This window comes from Micromonospora sp. NPDC047620, assembly GCF_043205005.1.
GTDB lineage: Bacteria > Actinomycetota > Actinomycetes > Mycobacteriales > Micromonosporaceae > Micromonospora.
On the sequence record NZ_JBIDDG010000022.1, the window covers coordinates 71,085 to 92,286 of the forward strand.

General features: G+C 73.1%; 24 protein-coding genes, 1 pseudogene and 1 riboswitch. Of the genes and pseudogenes, 6 read left to right on the forward strand and 19 right to left on the reverse strand.

Annotated elements, in window-relative coordinates; all coding sequences use genetic code 11:
- Nucleotides 1-62: 62 nt before the first annotated feature.
- Entirely contained in the window at nt 63-1,292 is a 1,230-nt protein-coding gene (locus ACGF5C_RS24430) for a chorismate-binding protein (protein WP_393305147.1), read from the reverse strand.
- 90 nt (nt 1,293-1,382) lie between these two features.
- Between ACGF5C_RS24430 and ACGF5C_RS24435 the strand changes: the two genes are divergently transcribed.
- Nucleotides 1,383-1,583, forward strand: coding sequence for a DUF5999 family protein (locus tag ACGF5C_RS24435; protein ID WP_347669485.1), 201 nt, complete (start codon nt 1,383-1,385; stop codon nt 1,581-1,583).
- 125 nt (nt 1,584-1,708) lie between these two features.
- Here the strand turns inward: ACGF5C_RS24435 and gcvP are convergent, their stop codons facing one another.
- Nucleotides 1,709-4,531 carry an aminomethyl-transferring glycine dehydrogenase gene (gene gcvP, locus ACGF5C_RS24440; RefSeq protein ID WP_393305149.1) on the reverse strand — a complete coding sequence of 941 codons (2,823 nt, stop codon included), beginning with the start codon at nt 4,529-4,531 and terminating at the stop codon, nt 1,709-1,711.
- 75 nt (nt 4,532-4,606) lie between these two features.
- Nucleotides 4,607-4,707: riboswitch (glycine riboswitch) on the reverse strand.
- 91 nt (nt 4,708-4,798) lie between these two features.
- Here gcvP and ACGF5C_RS24445 point away from each other — a divergent pair.
- Complete coding sequence (locus ACGF5C_RS24445) at nt 4,799-5,143, forward strand: YybH family protein (RefSeq protein WP_393305151.1); 345 nt, start codon at nt 4,799-4,801, stop codon at nt 5,141-5,143.
- Between the two features lie 21 nt (nt 5,144-5,164).
- On the opposite strand, the gene ACGF5C_RS24450 is transcribed toward ACGF5C_RS24445, so the two are convergent.
- A complete protein-coding gene (locus tag ACGF5C_RS24450) occupies nt 5,165-6,055 on the reverse strand; it encodes an NAD-dependent protein deacetylase (protein WP_393305153.1) in 891 nt (296 codons plus the stop codon).
- Between the two features lie 88 nt (nt 6,056-6,143).
- Here ACGF5C_RS24450 and ACGF5C_RS24455 point away from each other — a divergent pair, with 88 nt between their 5' ends.
- Complete coding sequence (locus tag ACGF5C_RS24455; RefSeq protein ID WP_393305155.1) at nt 6,144-6,803, forward strand: NAD(P)H-binding protein; 660 nt, start codon at nt 6,144-6,146, stop codon at nt 6,801-6,803.
- Between the two features lie 94 nt (nt 6,804-6,897).
- Here ACGF5C_RS24455 and ACGF5C_RS24460 read toward each other — a convergent pair whose 3' ends face one another.
- The 15 genes and pseudogenes from ACGF5C_RS24460 to ACGF5C_RS24530 all read right to left on the reverse strand — a co-directional run bounded on the left by ACGF5C_RS24460 (nt 6,898) and on the right by ACGF5C_RS24530 (nt 19,170).
- Complete coding sequence (locus tag ACGF5C_RS24460) at nt 6,898-7,527, reverse strand: hypothetical protein (protein WP_393305157.1); 630 nt, start codon at nt 7,525-7,527, stop codon at nt 6,898-6,900.
- Nucleotides 7,524-8,756 (reverse strand): globin domain-containing protein, encoded by a 1,233-nt coding sequence (locus ACGF5C_RS24465; RefSeq protein ID WP_393305159.1) that lies wholly within the window; start codon nt 8,754-8,756, stop codon nt 7,524-7,526. The genes ACGF5C_RS24460 and ACGF5C_RS24465 overlap by 4 nt, the downstream gene beginning before the upstream one ends.
- Before the next feature lie 3 nt (nt 8,757-8,759).
- Complete coding sequence (locus ACGF5C_RS24470) at nt 8,760-9,944, reverse strand: nitric oxide synthase oxygenase (RefSeq protein ID WP_393305225.1); 1,185 nt, start codon at nt 9,942-9,944, stop codon at nt 8,760-8,762.
- A 729-nt stretch (nt 9,945-10,673) separates the two neighbouring features.
- The gene (locus tag ACGF5C_RS24475; protein ID WP_357697420.1) at nt 10,674-11,261 is read right to left on the reverse strand and encodes a MerR family transcriptional regulator; all 588 of its coding nucleotides are present in this window, start codon (nt 11,259-11,261) and stop codon (nt 10,674-10,676) included.
- 188 nt (nt 11,262-11,449) lie between these two features.
- Nucleotides 11,450-11,914, reverse strand: a complete 465-nt coding sequence (locus ACGF5C_RS24480) for a bifunctional nuclease family protein (protein WP_089014393.1) — start codon at nt 11,912-11,914, stop codon at nt 11,450-11,452.
- A 176-nt stretch (nt 11,915-12,090) separates the two neighbouring features.
- Nucleotides 12,091-12,792 (reverse strand): MerR family transcriptional regulator, encoded by a 702-nt coding sequence (locus ACGF5C_RS24485; RefSeq protein ID WP_393305227.1) that lies wholly within the window; start codon nt 12,790-12,792, stop codon nt 12,091-12,093.
- A 50-nt stretch (nt 12,793-12,842) separates the two neighbouring features.
- Nucleotides 12,843-13,295 (reverse strand): FHA domain-containing protein, encoded by a 453-nt coding sequence (locus ACGF5C_RS24490; protein WP_393305161.1) that lies wholly within the window; start codon nt 13,293-13,295, stop codon nt 12,843-12,845.
- A gap of 216 nt (nt 13,296-13,511) precedes the next feature.
- Nucleotides 13,512-13,892 carry a glycine cleavage system protein GcvH gene (gcvH, locus tag ACGF5C_RS24495; protein ID WP_393305163.1) on the reverse strand — a complete coding sequence of 127 codons (381 nt, stop codon included), beginning with the start codon at nt 13,890-13,892 and terminating at the stop codon, nt 13,512-13,514.
- A 55-nt stretch (nt 13,893-13,947) separates the two neighbouring features.
- On the reverse strand, nt 13,948-14,913 hold the full coding sequence (locus ACGF5C_RS24500; RefSeq protein ID WP_393305165.1) for a DUF881 domain-containing protein: 966 nt from the start codon (nt 14,911-14,913) through the stop codon (nt 13,948-13,950).
- A 10-nt stretch (nt 14,914-14,923) separates the two neighbouring features.
- Complete coding sequence (locus tag ACGF5C_RS24505; protein ID WP_091106953.1) at nt 14,924-15,256, reverse strand: small basic family protein; 333 nt, start codon at nt 15,254-15,256, stop codon at nt 14,924-14,926.
- Nucleotides 15,253-16,197: a DUF881 domain-containing protein gene (locus ACGF5C_RS24510; RefSeq protein ID WP_393305167.1), complete on the reverse strand. Its 945-nt coding sequence runs from the start codon at nt 16,195-16,197 to the stop codon at nt 15,253-15,255. Before ACGF5C_RS24510 ends, ACGF5C_RS24505 begins: the two co-directional genes overlap by 4 nt.
- Nucleotides 16,194-16,835 carry a CDP-alcohol phosphatidyltransferase family protein gene (locus ACGF5C_RS24515; protein ID WP_393305169.1) on the reverse strand — a complete coding sequence of 214 codons (642 nt, stop codon included), beginning with the start codon at nt 16,833-16,835 and terminating at the stop codon, nt 16,194-16,196. Before ACGF5C_RS24515 ends, ACGF5C_RS24510 begins: the two co-directional genes overlap by 4 nt.
- Before the next feature lie 328 nt (nt 16,836-17,163).
- A complete protein-coding gene (locus ACGF5C_RS24520) occupies nt 17,164-17,625 on the reverse strand; it encodes a MarR family winged helix-turn-helix transcriptional regulator (RefSeq protein WP_393305171.1) in 462 nt (153 codons plus the stop codon).
- A gap of 53 nt (nt 17,626-17,678) precedes the next feature.
- Nucleotides 17,679-18,257 (reverse strand): annotated as a pseudogene (locus ACGF5C_RS24525) (PP2C family protein-serine/threonine phosphatase); the annotation flags it as partial.
- Between the two features lie 166 nt (nt 18,258-18,423).
- The gene (locus ACGF5C_RS24530; RefSeq protein ID WP_393305173.1) at nt 18,424-19,170 is read right to left on the reverse strand and encodes an SAM-dependent methyltransferase; all 747 of its coding nucleotides are present in this window, start codon (nt 19,168-19,170) and stop codon (nt 18,424-18,426) included.
- A gap of 119 nt (nt 19,171-19,289) precedes the next feature.
- Here ACGF5C_RS24530 and ACGF5C_RS24535 point away from each other — a divergent pair, with 119 nt between their 5' ends.
- From ACGF5C_RS24535 to ACGF5C_RS24545, 3 genes are all read left to right on the forward strand, one after another.
- Nucleotides 19,290-20,171 carry a universal stress protein gene (locus ACGF5C_RS24535; RefSeq protein WP_393305175.1) on the forward strand — a complete coding sequence of 294 codons (882 nt, stop codon included), beginning with the start codon at nt 19,290-19,292 and terminating at the stop codon, nt 20,169-20,171.
- Nucleotides 20,172-20,252: 81 nt separating this feature from the next.
- Nucleotides 20,253-20,465: a phosphatidylethanolamine-binding protein gene (locus ACGF5C_RS24540; RefSeq protein WP_350683982.1), complete on the forward strand. Its 213-nt coding sequence runs from the start codon at nt 20,253-20,255 to the stop codon at nt 20,463-20,465.
- Nucleotides 20,462-20,941, forward strand: a complete 480-nt coding sequence (locus ACGF5C_RS24545; protein WP_393305177.1) for a hypothetical protein — start codon at nt 20,462-20,464, stop codon at nt 20,939-20,941. The genes ACGF5C_RS24540 and ACGF5C_RS24545 overlap by 4 nt, the downstream gene beginning before the upstream one ends.
- Here ACGF5C_RS24545 and ACGF5C_RS24550 read toward each other — a convergent pair.
- On the reverse strand, nt 20,938-21,141 hold the full coding sequence (locus ACGF5C_RS24550) for a hypothetical protein (RefSeq protein ID WP_393305179.1): 204 nt from the start codon (nt 21,139-21,141) through the stop codon (nt 20,938-20,940). The genes ACGF5C_RS24545 and ACGF5C_RS24550 overlap by 4 nt on opposite strands.
- Nucleotides 21,142-21,202 lie beyond the last annotated feature (61 nt).

A 21,202-nucleotide genomic window follows, 5' to 3' on the forward strand; every position in this document is an offset into this window, starting at 1 on the left:
AGGTCAGGAGACCTCCGGGCCGGTGCAGGGTGCGGGGTCGGCGCTGCGGCCGTGGGCGGTGGTCAGCGGCCGGCGAGCGCGGCGCGCACGGGCCCGGTCTTGGCAGCGGCCTCGGCGACCTCGGCGTCGGGGTCGCTGCCCCAGGTGATGCCCCCGCCCGCCCAGACGTGCACGCGGTCGGCGTCGACGGCGGCGGTGCGGATGGTCAACCCCAGGTCGATCCGCCCTGGGGCGACCCAGCCGAGGGCGCCCATGCTCGCGCCGCGCCCGACCGGCTCGAGGGCGGCGATCCGGTCCAGGGCGGCGAGCTTCGGGGCGCCGGTGACCGAGCCGCCCGGGCAGACCGCGCGCAGCAGGTCGGCCAGGCCGAGCCCGTCGGCGACCGCCGCCGACACCGTCGACTCGGCCTGCCACAGGTCGCACCAGCGGCGCACGGCGAACAGCTCGTCGACCCGCACGCTGCCGGTGCGGGCGACCCGCGCCAGGTCGTTGCGCTCCAAGTCGACGATCATCACGTGCTCGGCGCGTTCCTTGGTCGAGGCGAGCAGCTCGGCGCGGCCGGCGGCGGTCGCGGGCCGGGTGCCCTTGATCGGTCGGGTGACCAGCCGCCCGCCGGTCAGCTCGACCAGGGTTTCCGGGCTCGCGCAGCCGATCGCCCAGCCTGCCCCGGTGAGGGTGCCGCCATAGCGGGCGCCGGGCAGCCCGGCGAGCCGGCCCAGGGCGGGCAGCGGGTCGCCGGCGTACCGGGCGGCGGCGTGCCCGACGAGGTTGACCTGGTAGACGTCGCCCCGGCCGATGGCGGCGCGTACCGCGGTCACCGCCTCGGCGTGCTGCCGCGGGCTCCAGCTCTCCGCCCAGTCGCCCAGCCACCAGCCGGCGACCGGCGCCGTGGCGGCCGGTGGGGCGGGCGGGCCGTGGCCGTAGACGACCACGGCGACCTCCGGCAGCGCGGGGGCGGGGCTGGCGGCGCCGGGCGGTGCGCCGGCGAGAACCGCGCCGGCGGCGGCGGAGACGTAGAGGGCGGCCCCGCAGGCGCCGGCGGGGTCGTGGCCGGCGGCGGGGCGGGCCAGGTCGTGCAGCGCCAGGCCGTGCGCGGCCAGGAACTCCTGCGCCAGCGCGGCCGGGTCGCCGCCGTCGGCGGGCCGCCACTGCCAGCGGGCCCGTTCGACGAGCGTACGGCGGCAGGCGGCCGGCGCCGCCGGCACATCGACCCCCGCCCGTGAAAGCGTTTCCACGCCGTCCGGCCTATTGTCCCTCATCCGTTCAGTGGATTTCCCGGAAATGACGCGCATACCTGCTCGATGCCGTCCACTTTCGCTTGGTACTGTGCGTCACTGGTCATGTGAACCATGACACAGTGCCCCCACAGTCCGGAGATCCCGATGTGCCAGCACCAACCCACCTGCCCATCCGCCGAAGCGACCGACCGGGAAGCCGCCCGCGTCCTCGCCTGCTTCCCTGAGCAGGGCTGGAGCCTGCTCTGCAACGGTGTCATCGTCTTCGAGGACACCGGCGAACTACTCCCCGACGGCAGGACCATCGCCCCGCACCGCGGCCCGGCCCGACACGCCCTCGTCGCCTGACCTGTCACTCTCCGTCACGCAGTCTTGTGGCGTCGACCCAGGCTAGTCCCCCGGTCGGGACCGCCGCGCCCCAGGTCGACGCATCCGCCGGGGCGGCACCACGACCGCCCCGGCGCGCCACGACATCAGCTCTCGAACGCCTCCGGTGACGGGCAGGAACACACCAGGTTCCGGTCGCCGTACGCGCCGTCGATCCGCCGCACCGGCGGCCAGTACTTCCCGGCCCGGTCCACCCCGGCCGGGTACGCCCCCACCGACCGCGGGTACGCGTGCGGCCACTCGTCCCCGGCCACCATCGCCGCCGTGTGCGGCGCGTTCGCCAGGGGGTTGTCGCCCGCCGGCCACTCCCCGGCACCCACCTTGTCGATCTCCGCCCGGATGGCGATCATCGCGTCGCAGAACCGGTCCAGCTCGGCCAGGTCCTCGCTCTCGGTCGGCTCCACCATCAGCGTCCCCGCCACCGGGAACGACATCGTCGGCGCGTGGAACCCGTAGTCGATCAGCCGCTTCGCCACGTCGTCCACGCTCACCCCGGTCGCCTTCGTCAGCGGCCGCAGGTCGAGGATGCACTCGTGCGCCACCAGGCCCTTGTTGCCGGCGTACAGCACCGGGAAGTGCCCGCGCAGCCGCGCCGCCACGTAGTTCGCCGCCAGCACCGCCACCCCGGTCGCCCGGGCCAGCCCCGCCGCGCCCATCATCCGCAGGTACGCCCACGGGATCGGCAGGATCCCCGCCGACCCGTACCGCGCCGCCGAGATCGCGGGCCGGCCGTCGACGTGCGCGCCCAGCGGGTCGCCCGGCAGGAACGGCGCCAGGTGCGCCCGCACCGCCACCGGCCCCACCCCAGGGCCGCCGCCGCCGTGCGGGATGCAGAACGTCTTGTGCAGGTTCAGGTGCGACACGTCCGCCCCGAACCGGCCCGGCTTGGCGAACCCGACCAACGCGTTGAGGTTCGCCCCGTCGACGTACACCTGACCGCCGGCGTCGTGGACCTTCGCGCACAGCGACGCGATCCCCGTCTCGTACACCCCGTGCGTCGACGGGTACGTCACCATGATCGCGGCGAGCACGTCGCGGTGCTTGTCGATCTTCGCGTCCAGGTCGACCATGTCGACGTTGCCGCCGTCGTCGCAGCCCACCACGACGACCCGCATCCCGGCCATCACCGCGCTGGCCGCATTCGTGCCGTGCGCCGACGACGGAATCAGGCACACGTCCCGGTGGCCCTCCCCCCGGCTGCGGTGCCAGGCCCGGATGGCCAGCAGACCCGCCAGCTCACCCTGCGAGCCGGCATTGGGCTGCACGCTGACCGCGTCGTAGCCGGTCACCTCCGCCAGCCACGCCTCCAGCTGGGCGATCATCTCCCGGTAGCCGGCCGTCTGCGCCTGCGGCGCGAACGGGTGCACGTGCGCGAACTCCGGCCAGCTCACCGGCTCCATCTCGGTGGTGGCGTTGAGCTTCATCGTGCACGACCCGAGCGGGATCATCCCCCGGTCCAGGGCGTAGTCGAAGTCCGACAGGCGCCGCAGGTAGCGCAGCATCGCCGTCTCGGAGTGGTGGCTGCGGAACACCGGGTGGGTGAGGAAGTCCGACGTGCGGACCAACGCCTCGGGCAGCCGCGAGTCGGTCTCCCCGTGGGCACGCGGCACCCCGAACGCGTCGCACACCGCGTCCAGGTGCGCGTGGGTGGTGGTCTCGTCGCAGGAGATCCCCACCCGGTCCGCGTCGACCAGCCGTAGGTTGACCCCCCGCTCGGCCGCGGCCGCGACGACCTGGGCGGCCCGCCCCGGCACGACCGCGGTGACCGTGTCGAAGAACGCGACATCGGTGACCTCGATCCCGCCGACGCGCAGCGCGCCCGCCAACCGCGCCGCCCAGGAGTGGGTACGCGCCGCGATCGCGCGCAGCCCGTCCGGGCCGTGGTACACGGCGTACATGCCGGCCATCACGGCGAGGAGCACCTGCGCGGTGCAGATGTTGCTGGTCGCCCTCTCCCGCCGGATGTGCTGCTCGCGGGTCTGCAACGCCAGCCGGTACGCCGGGTTGCCGTCCGCGTCGCGGGACACCCCGACGAGGCGGCCGGGCAGCATCCGCTCCAGACCCGCCCGCACGGCCAGGTAGCCGGCGTGCGGGCCACCGAAGCCCATCGGCACGCCGAACCGCTGGGTGGTGCCGGCGGCGATGTCGGCGCCGATCTCCCCCGGCGGGCGCAGCAGCGTCAGCGCCAGCAGGTCCGCCGCCACGGTGACCAGCGCGCCGGCCGCGTGCGCCGCCTCGACCAGGCCCGCCTGGTCGCGTACCGCCCCGGACGCCCCCGGATACTGCAGGTGCAGACCGAAGAACTCCGCCGGCAGCTCCCCGCGCTCGACGTCGAGCACCCGCACGTCGATGCCGAGCGGCTCGGCCCGGCTGGTGATCACCGCGACGGTCTGCGGCAGGGTGTCGGCGTCGACCACGTACACCGGGCTCTTGCTCTTCGACGCGCGGCGGGCGAGGGTCATCGCCTCCGCCGCCGCGGTGCCCTCGTCGAGCATCGACGCGTTCGCGGTGGCCAGCCCCGTCAGGTCCGTGACCATCGTCTGGAAGTTCAGCAGCGCCTCCAGCCGGCCCTGGCTGATCTCCGGCTGGTACGGCGTGTACGCCGTGTACCAGGCCGGGTTCTCCAGCACGTTGCGGCGGATCACCGCCGGGGTGTGCGTGCCGTGGTAGCCCAGGCCGATCATGGACACGGCCACGGTGTTGCGGGCGGCGAGGGCCCGCAACTCGGCGAGCGCGTCGTGCTCGGTGGCCGGCTCCGGCAGGTCCAGGGTGCCGTGCCAGCGGATCACCTCGGGGATCGCCGCGTCCATCAGCTCGTCGATCGAGCCGTAGCCGACGGCCTCCAGCATCCGGCGCTCGTCGGCCGGATCCGGGCCGATGTGGCGGGCGGCGAACTGCTCTGCGGTCATGGGCGGCGCTCCCCTGAGGCGAGGTCGACAGGTCGGCCTCCCCCTCTGTCGCGCCCGCACAGCGCTCCACAGTGCCTGCCCCACGAGGTCCTTTTGCCTGAGAGGTTCCGGGGAGGATTTGCCCCTTCGGCGCCGCCCGAGGTGCTTTTCTGGGCGGTCTCTCCCACGTGGGTGGTACCGGCATGGTCAACGCTACCAGCGCCCCGTCGGCCGATGGATGTCGTACCCCCACCGCATGATCACGGGGACCTGTGGAGGTGTGATGTGATGCCCGAGCCCGCGACCCACCCGGAGGACCTCGGCCGGTTCTTCGTCGCCCGCGCCAACGCCGGCGACGTCGACGGCCTGGTCGCCCTCTACGAACCCGACGCGGTCCTGGACACCCCCGCCGGCCCGGCCACCGGCACGCAGGCGATCCGCGCCGCGTTCACCCGGCTGCTCGCCGACCGGCCCACCTTCGTCCCCGGCGAGGCGCGACCCACCCTGCGCGCCGGCGACCTGGCGTTGACCTCCACCCGGCTCGACGACGGCAGCGTCACCGTCGAGGTGGCCCGCCACCAGCCCGACGGCACCTGGCGGTGGGTCATCGACCAGCCCCGCGCCGCCGGCTGACCCCCGGCGCGCCCCCGACGGCTACCGGCCGACGCCGGTCAGGCCCGTCGGCACCACGCCCGAACCGACGTCACCACCGGCCGGCGCCCCCACCGTCCGGTCAGCCAACGCCGGCAGCAACCGGCCCAGCGGCGCGTCGAGGGTCAACGCCGCGTACCCGTCGCCCCGCGTCGGCCCCTGGTTGACGATCACCACCGGGATGCCCAGCTTCGCCGCCCGCAGCACGAACCGGCGACCCGACATCACCGTCAACGACGACCCCAGCACCAGCAGCAGCCGCGCCCGCTGCACCATGTCGAAACAGCGGGCCACCCGCGGCGCCGGCACCGTCTCACCGAAGAACACCACGTCGGGCTTGAGCACCCCGGTACCGCAGAACGTGCAGTCGAGCGTCTGGAACCGCGCCACCTCGTCGTCGGCGAGATCCACGTCACCGTCCGGGTTGACCGCCGCGACCCGCGCGTCGAACCCCGGGTTCGCCTCCCGCAGCCGCCGGTCCAACTCCTCCCGGGACGTCTGGTTGCCGCACCCCAGGCACACCACCTCGTCGAGACGACCATGCAACTCCACCACCCGCGGGCTGCCCGCCGCCGTGTGCAACCCGTCGACGTTCTGCGTGATCACCCCGTCGACCAGCCCGCCACGCTGCAACCGGGCCACCGCCCGGTGCCCGTCGTTCGGGGCCGCCCGCGCGATCACCCGCCACCCCAGGTGGCTGCGCGCCCAGTAACGCCGCCGCGCCTGCGCGTCCCCGGTGAACACCTGATAGGTCATCGGGGTGTGCCGACGGGCCGCCCCACTGGGCCCCCGGTAGTCCGGGATGCCCGACTCGGTCGACAGGCCCGCCCCGCTCAACACCACGACACCACCGCCCGCCACCAGGCCGGCCAGCGCGTCGATCGTCTCCGTCACCCGTCCATGCTGCCTCAGCGACCCGCGCCCCGGCGAACACCCCGCGACCCCGCCGCGGCGTGCCGGAGCGGCGGCTAGGTTGGCAGGTATGCGCGTCGTCATCGCCGGAGGCCACGGCAAGATCGCCAAACTGACTCACCGGGAACTCGCCGGGCGCGGCGACACCGCCGTCGGCCTGATCCGCAACCCCGACCACGCCGCCGCGCTGACCGCCGCCGGCGCCCACCCCGTCGTCGCCGACCTCGAACACGTCGGCGTCGACGACCTCGCCGGCCACCTCGCCGGCGCCGACGCGGTCGTCTTCGCCGCCGGCGCCGGCCCCGGCAGCGGCGCCGCCCGCAAGGACACCGTCGACCGGGCCGCCGCCGTGCTGCTCGCCGACGCCGCCGAACGCGCCGGCGTCCGCCGCTACCTGCTGGTCTCCTCGATGGGGGTGGACGGCGAGCCGCCCGCCGGCACCGACGAGGTGTTCGCGGCGTACCTGCGGGCGAAGAAAGCCGCCGAGGACGACCTGACCGGCCGCGACCTCGACTGGACCGTGCTGCGACCCGGCCGACTCACCGACGACCCACCCACCGGGCGGATCACCCTGGCCCGGCACGTGCCTCCCGGCGCGGTCACCCGCACCGACGTCGCCCGCGTGCTGCTCGCCCTGCTCTACAAGCCCCGCACCGCCGGGCAGGTCCTGGAGTTGGTCGGCGGGGAAACCCCGATCGCCGACGCCGTCGCCTCCGTCGCCGCCGGCTGACCGGCCGCAAGGTCCCGCTGGGCCGGAATCGGGCGGCACCCATCCGGCACGCCCGCCCGGCGCGGGGGCACCGCCCCCGCGGCGTCCCCGCGGGTCAGCCGTCGAGCACGGCCCGCAGCCGCGCACTGGCCGCCCCGGCCGCATAGGCGTCGGCCCGCAACTGCTCAGACTGCGCCGACAGGTGCTCCTGCCACTGGCTCAGCTGCTGCTGCGCCGTCGTCACCGCCGCCACCAGCGCCGCGTGCCGGCCCTCCAGCTCCCGCACCTGCCCCCGCAGGTCCTCACCCCGAGGCTCCCCCTGAGGGGAAAGAGACCCCGCCCGCCGGTGCGCCTCGGCGAGGATCTCGTCGGCCTGCCGCCGGGCGTCGGCGATGATCTCCGCGCCCTCCGTGCTGGCCTCGCTGATCGTCCGGTTCGCCTCGTCCTGCGCCCGTACCGCCAACTCGACCACCAGCGGGTCCGGGCCCTGCGGGGCCGTGCTGGGCAGCGCGCCGTGACGCAGCATCTCCACCTGCCGCACCAGCCCGTCGTTCTCCCGCCGCAGCCGATCCACCTCACCGTCGAGCAACGCCATCCGCTCGTCGACCGACCGGGCCAGGCCGGCGACCTCGTCGGCGGACAACCACTGGCTGCCCCGGAAGCGGCGAGCCTCCAACGCGCCCAACGCCCGGGTCAGCTCGCCCGTCGGGACGGCGGAGGCCCGGTCGCCATGATCGATGCTCATCGGACACCTGTCCAACTGAAGTCCTGCGGCGCGGCGGCCGCCGCGCTCGCGAGAGGTGGATAAAGAGACTGGTCGTAACTCTCCACCAGGATCCGCTCCGGCGGCACACCGGACACCGTCAGTGCGGTGATCGTCTCCCGGGTCATCTCCGGACTGCCGCAGACCAGCACGTCGGTGTCCCGCCACGGACCCAACCGCACCGCCGTCTGACCGGCCGTACCCACCTCACCCTGCCACTGCCAGCCGCTCTCCACCGTCGGCACGTACCGCAACCACCCGCCGCCCGCACCGGAGCGCCACGACCCCGCCGGCGGCGTCGCCGCCAACTCCCGCAACGCCTGGTCGTCGTACAGGTCGTCGGGGGTCTTACCACCCACCACCAGCGTCGTCGCGCGCCCCGGCCCCTGCTGCACCGCCTCCGCCACCGCCCGCAACGGCGCCAACCCGGTGCCGCCCGCCACCAGCAGCAACGGCAGCTGCGGCGACCGGTCGTACGACGACAACGCAACCCCCACCGGCAACCCCAACAGCAACTGGTCGCCCTCGCGCAGCTTCCGCACCAGATGCGTGGAGAACCGACCCGCGGCCCGGACGTGGAACTCGATCGTCCCGTCGGCGCGCGGCGCGTTCGCCGGCGACAGGTACCGCCACATGCGCAACTGCGGCACCTGCACCGGCAGCGACTGCCCCGGCAGGTAGTCGCACAGGTAGTTCGGGCGGACCGTGAACACGCACACGTCGGCCCGCCGCCGCTGCACCCGCTGCACCTCCGCCTCCCAGTACGGCGGCGACGTCCGCTCCGCCTCCGCCGCCCCCGTCAGCATCAACCGCGCCACCAACTCGTACGCCGCGGCCCACTCCGCGCGCAGGGCCGGCGTCCACCGTGGCCCGAGAAAACGTTCCAGCGTCGCCAGCAACGCCTGCCCCACCCAGATGTAGTGCCACTCCGCCAACGGCACCGGCCGACCCTGTTGGTCCTCGCCGCGGAACCGGCGGTGGTCGGCCCCCAACCGCTGCGCGAACGCCGTCAGCTCCCGCTCGTCGTCGACGTGGGTGATGATGTGCCCCAAGGCCGAGAGCAACTTGTCCTGCTGGTACTGCATGTTCGTCGGGAACATCGTGCGGGCCTCGGGCGCGATCACGAACAACGTGGCGTAGAAGTACTTCGCCGCCTCCGGACCAGCCACGCAGAACTGCGCCCAACTCTGGCGTAACGCCGCGACGTCCATGCCTCAGCCCTCCTGCCGGCGGGCGGCGTCGTGACGCTCCCGCAGGGTCAGCCCCACCACGCCCGACGCCCCGTACGCGCGGTCACCCTGCCACAGGTTCGGATCCGGCACCCGGGTGTCGTAGTAGCGGTGGTGCACCGCGTGCAACGCCGCCCACCCCACACTGCCGTTGAGCCACGACCAGTCACCGTGCACCGGCCGGCCCGCCCGCTCCTCCTGCGCGCAGAACTTCATGAACAGCTCCGACTCGGTGTGCGGATCCGACACCCGCACCCCCGCCGCCCGGAACGAGTGCAACACCGCCTGGTTGATCACCAACACGGCGTGCTCCCGCCACAGGGTGTCCTCCCGCGAGGTGTCCAGCCCCAACCCCCGCGCCACCGGCAGCAACTGGTCGTACCGATCCCGGTCACCCATGTTCCGGGTGCCGATCTCGTCACTCAGGTAGTGCCCGTTGAACGGGGCACAGCTGTAGTCCACCCCACCGACCCGCAGGCGCATGTTGCTGATCACCGGCAGGGCGTGCCAGCGCAGCCTCAACTCCTCGAACCACGGGTACGCCGGATGCGTCAGGGCAACCTCGCGGACGAGGTCCCGCGGCACCTCCACCAGCGTCGGATCCTCGTACGCCGTCTCGATCACCCACGGCAGCAGGTCGAACCGTCCCGGCACCGCCGGCGGACGCCACCCCAGGCGCCGCGCCGCGTCCGTCATCGCCACCTGCGCCGGATCACCCAGCACCGACCCGTCGTCCATCCGATGACCGCAGTAGCGGACCAACTGGTCGTTCCAGATCCGCGCCCGCGGACCCACCCCGGGCCGGTCCGGCGCGAACACCGTCATCACCGACTGGATCCGCCCACCGTTGTCAGCCACCGAAAGGTGCTGCGCCAACTCCTGCGCGATCCCCGCCACCGTCGTCACGTCACGCCGGTCCCGGACCTTCAACCCGGCCCACCGGACCCGCCCCACACAGCGCACCGACTGCCGCCACGCCACCTTCGCCCCGTACGCCAGTTCCTCGGAGGTGTGCCGGTACGTGCCGGTCAGCGCGATCTCCTCCCGCACCTCCGCGATCCGCGCGGCCACGTCCGGCAGCCGCCGCTCCGCGTGGTAGAGACGCAGGAACTCGACGGCCTCCGCCACCACGTCCGCCACCGCAGGCGCCTGCGGCCGGGCGTGCGCCACCGGGCAGCCCGACCCCTCGCCGTCCACGACACGCCCACCGGCATCCACCAAAACCGCGGCGGCATGAAAGTCAGTCTGCACTTTGTTCAAATCCGATCGTCGGGTAGGCGCGGTCGTCGCCTTCTGCGTCGTCCCCCGGCACGGTTCACCGACCCACCGCCGCACACGTCACGGACAGTGACATGTGCGCAGCAAGCCGCGCGCCGCACATAGGATTCCCGGCCACGCAAAGACTGTCAACAGCCCGACTCACGCCGAAAACGTCCACAATCGACGCTTGCCCCCGCAAGCACGCCACTCTGGACATCGCCATGCGTGTGCTTGCCTTGCTTCGCCCGGTGGCCGGCGGTGGGCGCGTTGGCACAGCGGTGTGGGGTGTGGGGGTGGGGCCCGCCGTGCCCGGCTCCGGGCGGTCAGGTTTGATCCCTGCGCCGGGCACGGCGGGCCACCCCCCGTCGGGGGTCGCGCGCCGTCCGTGCCTGGATGTCAGCTGTGCGGTACGGCCGTCGCGAGGCGTCCCCGACTTGTCGGCGTGGGGTCGGCTGCGGGGTGACGACCCGTCAACCCGCTGTCGGCAGGTTGTGCGGCTGATCCCGCACGGTGGGTGGGTCGGGGTGTTGTGTGGGCGCTGTCGAGCTGCCCCATCTGTGGGACCACCCCTCACATCCAGAAAGTGAGCACGCCGCCACCCCGACCAGGGGCCAACGAAACGCCCCCCCGAGGCCGCGCTCAGCCCGCCCGACGCCGAGCCCGGCGCGCCGCCAACTCGTCACCCACCGGATCCCCCGCCGGCGCCGACGGCGGCACCGACGTCGCCGGCTCCGCCGGCAGATGCGACAACGAACCCTGGATCTCCTTGAACGCCCCGCCGATCGCGATGCCGAACACCCCCTGGCCGCCCTGCAACAGGTCGACCACCTCCTCCGGCGACCGGCACTCGTACACGGTCGTCCCGTCGGAGATCAACGTGATACCCGCCAGATCCGCCACCCCACGCGACCGCAGCGCCTCGATCGCCTTCCGGATGTTCTGCAACGACACCCCGGCGTCCAGCAGCCGCTTCACCACCTTCAGGACCACCAGGTCCCGGAACGAATACAACCGCTGCGTGCCCGAACCCGACGCGTCCCGCACGCTCGGCACCACCAACCCGGTGCGCGCCCAGTAATCCAACTGGCGGTAGCTGATCCCCACCGCATGGCAGGCCGTCACACCTCGATAGCCAACGGTGTCGTCACCCTCAGTCGCCAACCCCGGCGACGTCACACCCGGCTCGTCCAGCTCCGTACCCGGATCGGGATCTCGCGGCTCGTGCATCCGGACAACCTCCCCGCCAGTGCGGTGACACGTCGTTTCCGGGACGTGCACCCCTCGACACGGCAACCCTATAGCCGCCTTCAGAGATTGCCCCGGAGAAACCGGCGCGACACGCCGCGCCACGACAACGAAGATCACCCACCGCGCCGGAACATCACCGAACGTGACGCCCCGAAAAGACACCGGACTCAGCCGGCGAAGTCCTCCGGACGCACCTGCTCCAGGAACTCGCGGAACTTCTCCACCTCGTCCTCCTGCTCGTCGGGAATCACGATCCCCGCCTCGCTGAGGACCTCCTCCGCACAACGAATCGGCGCACCGACCCGCAACGCCAACGCAATGGAATCACTCGGCCGGGCCGACACCCGCACCCCGTCACCGATCAACAGATCCGCGTAGAAGACGTTCTCCTTCAGCTCGGTGATCTCCACCGCCCGCAACGGCGCCTTCAACGCCGCCAACACGTCCCGCAGAAGATCGTGAGTCAGCGGCCGGGCCGGCTTGACCCCCTGCTGCTCGTAAGCGATCGCCGTCGCCTCGACCGCGCCGATCCAGATCGGCAGATAGCGGTCCCCCTCGACCTCCCTGAGCAGGACGATCGGCTGGTTGCTGGGCAGCTCCACCCGAACTCCGACCACGCTCAGCTCGCGCACCGCCGCCTCCGTGTCGTTGTCACCTACGCCGCACCGTGCCCTTCCCTGCACGGTACACGGACCGCGACACGGCCGTCCCATGCGCTACCCGCACCACGCCCGCGCCAGAAAGGGGTTACCCCGGCAAGCCTACGACACGCTTCCCGGGGCAGATCTTTCCCCACAACCCCGCCGGATCACCGACCCAACGTCGACCGCAACCCCACCCGCACCAACGCCGCGTGCAACTGCTGCGACAACGCCACCAACTCCCGCGCCGTCTCCGCCGCCCGCGCCCGCGCCGCCGGATCACTCTGCCGCGCCAACGGCGCCACCAACTGCGCGAACAAACCGACCTCCCGGTCCGCCGCCGTCCGGTAACCCCGCAGATGCCGCGGCTCCAACCCGTACGCCGCCAGACCCGCCACCGCCCGCGCGATGATCAACGCATCGTCGTCGTACCAACCCGGCGGATCCGACACCACCACACCGAGCCGCTCCAACTCACCCAGCGTCGACTCGTTGATCCCACTACGCGCCACCAGATCCGCCCGGCCGAGCCGCACCTGCGGCGACCCGGCCGGCTCCTCCGACACCCGCCCCGGCACCTCGCCACCCGGGCCCACCGCCACCAACGTCGGCCGCTGCCGACCCGGCGACTCCCCGGACGCGTCCCACTGCGCCAACTGATCACGGATCACCCGCAGAGGCAGATACTGGTCCCGCTGCGCGGTCAGCACGAACCGCAACCGCGCCACATCGTCCCAGCTGTACTTCCGGTAACCCGCCGCCGTCCGCTGCGGCTCCACCAGGCCCTCAGCCTCGAGAAACCGCAACTTCGAAATCGTCACGTCCGGAAAATCCACCCGCAGTTGACCCAGCACCTCACCGATGCTCATCAACGGTCGGGCACGCGCCGCCCCGGGCGGCGTGGAGGCCGCAGGCTCGTTCACCCCCGGCCGGCCTCCTCCTCCGGGCGCGGACCGGCGATGAACACCACCCGGAACTTACCGATCTGCACCTCGTCACCGTTGCTCAACGTGGCCGCCTCGACCCGCTCCCGGTTCACGTACGTGCCGTTCAGGCTTCCCACGTCCCGCACAGTGAACGTCCCACCATCACGGTGGAACTCGGCGTGCCGCCGCGACACCGTCACGTCGTCCAGGAAAATGTCACTGTCCGGATGCCGGCCACTCGTCGTCACATCGTGATCCAAAAGGAACCGGGCACCCGCGTTCGGACCCCGGCGAACCACCAGCAGCGCCATCCCCGGCGGCAACGAACCGGACACCCGGCTCGGCACCACATCGGTGTCCGGCCCCTCCAGCACTTCGTCGAGCGAACCGAGATTGAGCGTCGAAGTGACGTCGAGCGGGGGGAACTCGTCGTCTGGGCGCGTCATGGGACCACCTCACGGATCTGTTCGGTCGGCGTCGGGGTAATGGCGGGTCTGGCCGCCGGGCAGTCCAACACCCGGCGGCTGGCTCCCCGTGCCCGGAAAGGCAATTCCGCAACGCTCAACTATTGGGTTCTCGGTCGACTGGGCGAGCCTAGCCAGCGCCGAAATGCAGGGCAACCGGACGCGCGGACACAACCACCACGCCCGGAGGGGACGCACTCAGCTCTCGGTGAGCTCACGATACGCGTCCGCGGACAGCAGCCCTTCGACCGCCGCCGGATCATCCGGGGTGATCTCCACCAACCAACCCGCACCGTACGGGTCCGTGTTGATCACCTCAGGGGTGTCACCGAGCGCCTCGTTGCGCGCCGCCACCGTACCGCCGAGCGGGGCGTAGATCTCCGACACACTCTTCGTCGACTCGATCTCACCCAACGACTCACCCGCCGCCACCACCGCACCGACGTCGGGCAGCTGGACATACACGATGTCACCCAGGGCGTCCTGCGCAAAGTGAGTGATGCCGACCCGCACCGGGCCGCCGCCGTCACCCGCCACCCACTCGTGCTCGGCGGTATACCGCAGATCCTCAGGAATCACCAGACGCGTCCTTCACCATCGACACACCGGACACCACCGGTGCGAGCCGCGCCGGTCAGGAGACCGGACGGGCGTGTTCCAGCTTGATCGGCGCGTGCAGCGCCGAAACCTCGGCAGCCTCACGATCCTCAACGATCAACTTACCGCCGTCGCCCGTCACCGACGCCACCACCCCGCCAGGAATGTTCAACGCCGTACGCATCGTCGCCGGATCACCGATCACCGTGATCGTGAACGGACCCGTCAACCGACGCCCGTCCACCACCAACGACCCGTTCTCCCCGTCCAGAAAGTACGTCGACGCGATGATCCGCACCGTCGCCCGGTCACCGCCGGAGATCTGCATCGCCTCCGCACCGGCACCCCGCAACTCCTGCACCGCGTCCAACACCCGCGACGCCGAGATCGGCTTCTCACCCGCCTCGAACCGCACCGCCAACCCCGGACCCGTCGCCGGCAACGTCCCCGCCAGGATGCCCAACTCGTCGGCCCGCCGCGTCGCCTCGTCCAACGCCGCCTGCCGCCCCTGCTCACCCGAACGCAACTGCCGCTGACTCTCCTCCAGCGCCGCGATGTCCTGCCGCAGCCGGACCTCCCGCGAATTCAGGTCGTACAGGATCCGGACCAGGTCCTCCTGCCGCGTCGCCGCCACCGTCGGATCCGTCGACGTCGTCTTCAACTGCACCACCAGCGTGAACCCCAGCAACGCCAGCAGCACCGCGATCATCACCCCGGCCGAACTCACCCGCCGCCGCGACGACTCCGCGACCGCCGGCGCCTCCGGCGACGACCCGCCCGACCCCTCACCGGCAGCCCGGCTCAGATCCACCGCCGCGCCCTCGTCGAACCGGTCCGGCTCCGCCACGGGCGGCTCCGCCCGCTCCGGCGCCAACGGGCTCAACTCGTCCGGATCCGGCGCGTCCGGCCGCGGATCCGGCTCCCCCGCCGGACCCGACGGCCGAACCGGCCCCGCCGGCTGCGGCCAACCCGTGCCCGTCTCCGTGTGCTCCTCGCTGCTCATCGCCACAAACCTACGCCCGGAACAGGTGCCGACGGATCGCCGCCACGTTCCCGAAGATCCGCACCCCCAGCACGACCACCACACCCGTGGACAACTGGCCACCCACCCCGAGCTGGTCACCCAGGTACACGATCAGACCCGCCACCAGCACGTTGGAGATGAACGACACCACGAACTGCTTGTCGTCGAAAATCCGGTCGAGCTTCGCCCGCACCCCACCGAACACCGCGTCCAACGCCGCCACCACCGCGATCGGCAGATACGGCTGCAAACCCGCGGGAACCGTGGGGTCGAGCCAGACCCCGAGGACCACACCGGCGAGCAACGCCAGCACCGCGATCATCGACCACCTCCGGAGGGGCTGGGAGACGTCCTCGAACCGGACGGCTGAGAACTGGCGGAACGGTCCGCCCCCGACGGCGACGGACTCGCGCTCGCCGGAGGCTCCGCGTAGCGTAGCCGCGGCTCCGGAGCGGCCGGCAGGGTGAGGTCCTCCGCCTCCCGCACCGCGAACGACAACCCGGTGTCCTCCGCCACCTTCCGCATCGTCAACGCGCTGCGACTGTCCTCGTACCGGTCCCGCATCGACCCCGGCCCGATCGCCGACACCTCGTACGGCCCCGTCACCGGCCGGAAGTCCACCAGGATCGCCTGTCCCGCCGACCGGATCGTCGACGTCGCCGTCAACCGCTGCCCGTTGATCGAGATCGCCTCCGCGCCGGCGGCCCACAGGTCGTTGGCGACCCCCTGCAGATCGCTGTAGATCACCCGGGACGGACCGACGTCCGCGCCCGTCACCGCGTCCGGATTCTGCGGCGCGTCCGCCAACCGCACCACCACGCCGTCACCCCGCACCCGCCCCAGGCCCGTGCCCGCCTCCAGGGTGCGCAACCGCGCCGCCTCCGAGCCGCCCAGCGCCGCGGCCCGCTGCCGCGCCACCTCCGCCCGCAACTGGTCCGCCCGCTCCGACAACCGGTCGGTCTCGCTCTCCCGCTGCTTGATCTGCGCCACCAAGCCGGAGCGGGCCTGGCTGCGCCCGGGCTCGGCCTCCAACGTCTGCCGGTACGCGACCGCGAACAGGAACCCCAGCACCACCGCCAGAACCAGGCTCACCGACCGCGCCGACCAGTGCCGCCACCCCGCCGGCGGGGCCTGCCGCTCCCGGCGCCGGGCCGCCGCGTCGGCGTACCCCGGATCCAACGGGTTGCGGAACAACTCGGTGAGGAAGTCCGGGGCGTACACCCGGTCGGACCGTCCCCGGCCCTCGCCCGGCGGCGTCGTCATGCCGACGCTCCCTCGGCGCGCACGGCCCTGACCAGCCGGCTCGCCTGCACCACGTACATCGCGCCGGCCACCCAGTAGAGCACCAGGCCCCACCAGGCCAGCCCCCAACCGATCGGCCCGGCCACCGCCTCGGCACCGGGAACCGCTGCGGCGAGCAGCAGGACCGGGAAGGCGGCCAGCAACAGGAACGTCGCGGTCTTGCCGACGTAGTGCACCGGCGGCGGGCCGTACCCGTACCGCCGCAGCACCGCCAGCGACCCCAGCAGGAGCAACTCCCGGGCCAGCAGCGCCGCGGTGAACTGCCAGGGCACCACGCCCCGGGCGGTGAACCCGACCAGGGTGGCGAGGATGTAGAGGCGGTCGGCGGCCGGGTCGAGCAGCTCCCCCAGCCGGCTGACCTGACGCATCCGGCGCGCGACCCACCCGTCCACCCAGTCCGTCGTGCCGCCGACGGCCAGCACCACGATCGCGGCCACGTCGGCGCGCGCGACGAGCAGGAGATAGAGGAAGAGCGGGACGCCCAGCAGCCGGACGAAGCTGATCAGGTTCGGCACCGTCAGGATGCGGTCGCCCGCTGCCGGTGCGCTCGTGCCGGCGCTGGCCTCCGCGTGTTCCGAGCGAGCCGGCCGACGCGACACCGAACCTCCTCCGCCACACGCTCCGACCGCCCGGCCGAGGACGGGCACCGCGGAGTTCCGTGTGCGCTGTCGGGCCGGCTGACGCCGGCACCCCTGCGATCCCCGTACGGGACCGCCGCCTGACTCGGCCCGCGATCACGTTGATCGCGGGCCGGCTGACTGCGCTGCCACTATATCGGGCCGTTCGCTGCCTCCCCGGGTTCAGGCGTCCGGTTCCGTCGACGCCGTCGGGGTGTCGACGGGGAAGTCACTACCCCTAGGGCATCCTAGGACACTAGAGGGAAGCGGACGGCCGCGTGGCGGGACGGACGGTGCGCGGGGAAGGTCGTCAGGCGGTGCGGACCGAGGAGCCCGACTGCGACTCCGCCGTCGCGGCCTGCTCGAACGCCCGCAGGGCCAGCAGCAGCTCGTGCTGTACCCGACCCGGCATCCGGTCCAGCACCGCCTGCACCGCCCGGTGCCGGCGCTCCATCAACTCGCGCAGCAGCGTCTCGGCGGCGGCGGTCGGCACCAGCCGCACCTCCCGCCGGTCCCGGGGGTCGGCCACCCGGCGCAGCAGGCCGGTGGCCTCCAGCCGGTCGCAGAGCCGGCTCGCCGAGGACGGCACGACGTCCAACAACTCGGCCAGGCCGTTGACGTTGGTCTCCGGCCGACTGCTGATCAGCGACAACACGCGCAACTGCGTCGGCGAGACGGCCATCTGGTGCCGGGACGCGGCGGAGTCGAGCACACCGACGAGCGCCTCGGCGGCGGCGTCGATCGCCGCGGCGAGATTCGGAGGTCGCTCCACCAGGTGTCCCCTGCGATCGTCCCGCTCGTGCCCGGCCGTTGCGGCGACGATCCTCACCCGTCGCCCCGGCCACCCGCGCCACGCCAGTCCAGGCAGACCACGACCGCGTCGTCGCGGAGATCCGCGTCCGCATGCCAGGCGTGCAGTTCGCGCATCACCGTACCAACCGCCTCGGCCGGCGGTTGCAGCCGCGTGGCGCGCATCGCCCGCTCGCCGTACGCCCCCCGGTCACCGGGATCAGCGGCCCACACCCCGTCACTGACCACGAAGATCCGGTCCCCGGGCGCCAGGTCGAACTCCTGGACGTCGTAGCGGGCCTCGGCGAACATGCCCAGCGGCAGCTGCTGCTCCAGCGTGATCGGCGTGACGGTGCCGCCGCGCAGCCGCAGCAGGCGCGGGGAGCCGGCGTCCACCGCCCGCACCCGACCGGTCACGGTGTCCAGTTCCAGCAGCAGCGTGGCCACGTACCTCCGCCCGCGGTGCTGGTAGAAGACCGTGTCGGAGGCCAGCTCAGCCTGCTCGACGAGGCTGCCCCCGGAACGCCGGGCGTTGCGCAGCGGGTTCACGGTGACCGCCGTGAGCAACGCCGCCGCCAGGCCGATGCCGGCGCCGTTCAACACCGTCGCCGTGAGCGGTGCCTCCACCATCGATCATCCTCCGGAAACGCTTGCCGTAGGGCAAGCATCATACGGAGGTGTCGTCGGCGGCGGGCGACGTACCCGACCCGGGCGGACGACCCGACGGCACGCTGCCGCCCCCGCGCGGCCTCGCGGCGGCGCGGACGGCGGGCGGGGCCGGTCAGCCGGCCGAGCGAACGGCGACCGCGCCGTGGAAGGCGTCCGGAACCTGCGCCGGCGGGCCCTCGGGACGCCACCGGGTGATCGGCACGATGCCGTCGGCGGTGGGCGTCCAACGACCGAGCAGCGGCGCGAACGCGGCCGGCGGGCGCATGCGGAACGCCGGGCCCATCATCGCGAGGGCCTCCGGGTAGCCGGCCAGCTCCTCGGTGTCGAAGTCGACCGCCAGCAGGCTGCCCGGCGCCGTCGCCTCGTAGAGCTCGTCGAGGGTGCGCGCGAGGGTCTCGTCGTCGAGGAACGCGGCCAGGCCGAGGAACACCACCCCGACGGGCCTCCTCCCCCACCCCGGCACGAACCGGTGCAGCTGGGCGCGGTCCACGGTGCCGATGTCGGTGGCGTCGCCGTAGCCGTAGCCGGCCCGGTCGCTGCCGGCGAGCAGACGCTGGCCGAGGCGGACGGTGACCGGGTCGACGTCGGTGTAGAGCACGGTGGCGTCCGGGGCGACCTCGTGCACGTTGCCCATGGTGGGCACCCCCGCGCCGAAGACCAGGAAGCTGTCCACGCCCGCCGCGACCATCGCCCGGACCGCCCGGCCCAGGAAGGCCCGCAGCTCCCGGAAGACCGGCGCGCACGGCCCGTACGCCTGCTCGAAGGCGCGGGCCGCCGCCACGTCGACCGGGAAGTGGTGCTCCCCGCCGAGCCAGAAATCGATCATTCGCGCGGTGCTCGGCTGGTCCGGCTCCACCATCGACGGCGCTCCCTCCCCGGCGGTCGTCGACAGCGTACCCACCGGTCGTCCTGGGCGGTATCGCCCCGCCGACCGGGCACCGGCCGCGATACTGGCCGGGAACCGGCGGGAGGTGGGCGGTGAACTCGGCGAACGGCGCGGCGGTGGTCGTCGGCGTGGACGGCTCGGAGGCGGCGCTGCGCGCCGTACGGCTGGCCGCCGTCGAAGCGGCCCGCCGGAACCGGCCGCTGCGGATCGTGCACGGGTTCATCTGGCCCCTGCTGCGGGTGCCGGTGGACGCGCCCGCCGCCGGCCCGCCCGGCGCGGGCCTGCGACACCAGGCGGAGCAGCTCGTCGCCGCCGCGACCACCGAGGCCGAGGCGACGGTGTCCGGGCTGCGCATCTCCGGCGAGATCATCGACGGGGAGGCCGCCGCGGTGCTGCTCGGCGAGTCGCCGGCCGCCGCGATGATCGTGCTGGGCGACCGGGGGCTCGGCGGGTTCTCCGCCCTGGTGGTCGGCTCCGTCGCGGTGCAGGTCGCCTCGTACGCCGACTGCCCCGTGCTCGTCGCCCGGGGCACCGACCGCCCGGACGGACCCGTCGTGGTCGGGGTCGACGGCTCCGAGACGTCCCGGCTCGCCGTGGAGTTCGCCGTCGAGGAGGCGTCGGTCCGCAACGCACCGCTGGTCGCGCTGCACGCCTACCGGCACCCGACGTCCACCGCGCCGGGCGACATGCAACCCCTGGTGTACGACGACACCGAGCTGCGCTCCGAGGAGGAGCGGGTGGTGGCCGAGTCGCTGGCCGGGCTGGCCGAGCGGTGGCCGGACGTTCCGGTCAGCCGGGAGACCGCGCGGGGCCGCCCCACCACCGTCCTCGCCGAGGCGTCCCGGCGGGCCCAGCTGCTCGTGGTGGGCCGGCAGGGCCGCAGCGAACTGACGGGGCTGCTGCTCGGCTCGGTGAGCCAGTCCGTGCTGCACCACGCCGACTGCCCGGTCGCCGTCGTCCACGCGCCCCGCTGAGTCGAGCGCGGGGTTGGCCCCGCCGCAGGCGGGTAGACGACCGCGGTACGCCAACGGCGAGGACGACCGGAGGAGGCAGTGATGCCAGGACCACGGCCGGGCAGCAACGCGTACGACAAGCAGCGGGCGCGCATCCGTGACGTGATCGACGATTCGGGACGGCGGGTGTCGGACCGCAAGGCGAACGACGTGGCGAACCGGATCCTGCAGTCCGATCGCGGGCAGCGGGGCGTCGTCCGCGGTGAGCGGGTCTACGGCCCCAAGGGCGAGCGCGAACCGGGCGACCCGAAGTGAGGGCGACGCACCTGGTCGACGGGGCGATCGCCGGCGCCGTCGGCAGCGCCGCCCTGAACGTGGTCAGCTACCTGGACATGGTGCTGCGCGCGAGGCCGGCGAGCAGCACCCCGGAGAACACCGCCGGGCGGCTGGCCGGGATGGCGCACGTGGACCTGGGGCCCGAGGACCGGGCGGTGAACCGCCGCTCGGGCCTCGGGCCCCTGCTCGGCTACGGGATGGGCATCGTGGCCGGCGTCGGCTACGCCGTGTTGGCCCGGGGCCGTCGGATGCCGCTGGCCCTGGCGGCCGGGGTGCTCGGCGGCGGCGTGATGACGATGTCCGACGGGTCGATGACCCTGCTGGGAGTGACCGACCCGCGGCGATGGCGCCGGTCGGACTGGATCGCCGACATCGTGCCGCATGTCGCGTACGGCATGGCGGCCGCAGCCACCTGGAATCGGCTGCGGCCGCCCGTGTCGGGCCGGGGTCGTTAGCCCGGGGCGCTCTCGTCGTCGGCGACCGGCTCCATCGCCGGGCCGTACGGGGAGACCTGCCCCCGGGGCACCGGCCGGCCCTCGTCGCCGCCGGACGTGCCTCGGTTGCGCGGATGGCCGCCAGGGCCCGGGACCTTGCTGTACTGGCTGGTGGCGCCCTTGTCGTTGCGGCGCAGTTCCTCCTGCTGCGGATTCACCACGGGTTTTCTCCTTCCGGGTTCGACCGTGTCCCACCTCGGTTACCCGGCGCCGTGGGTGGCA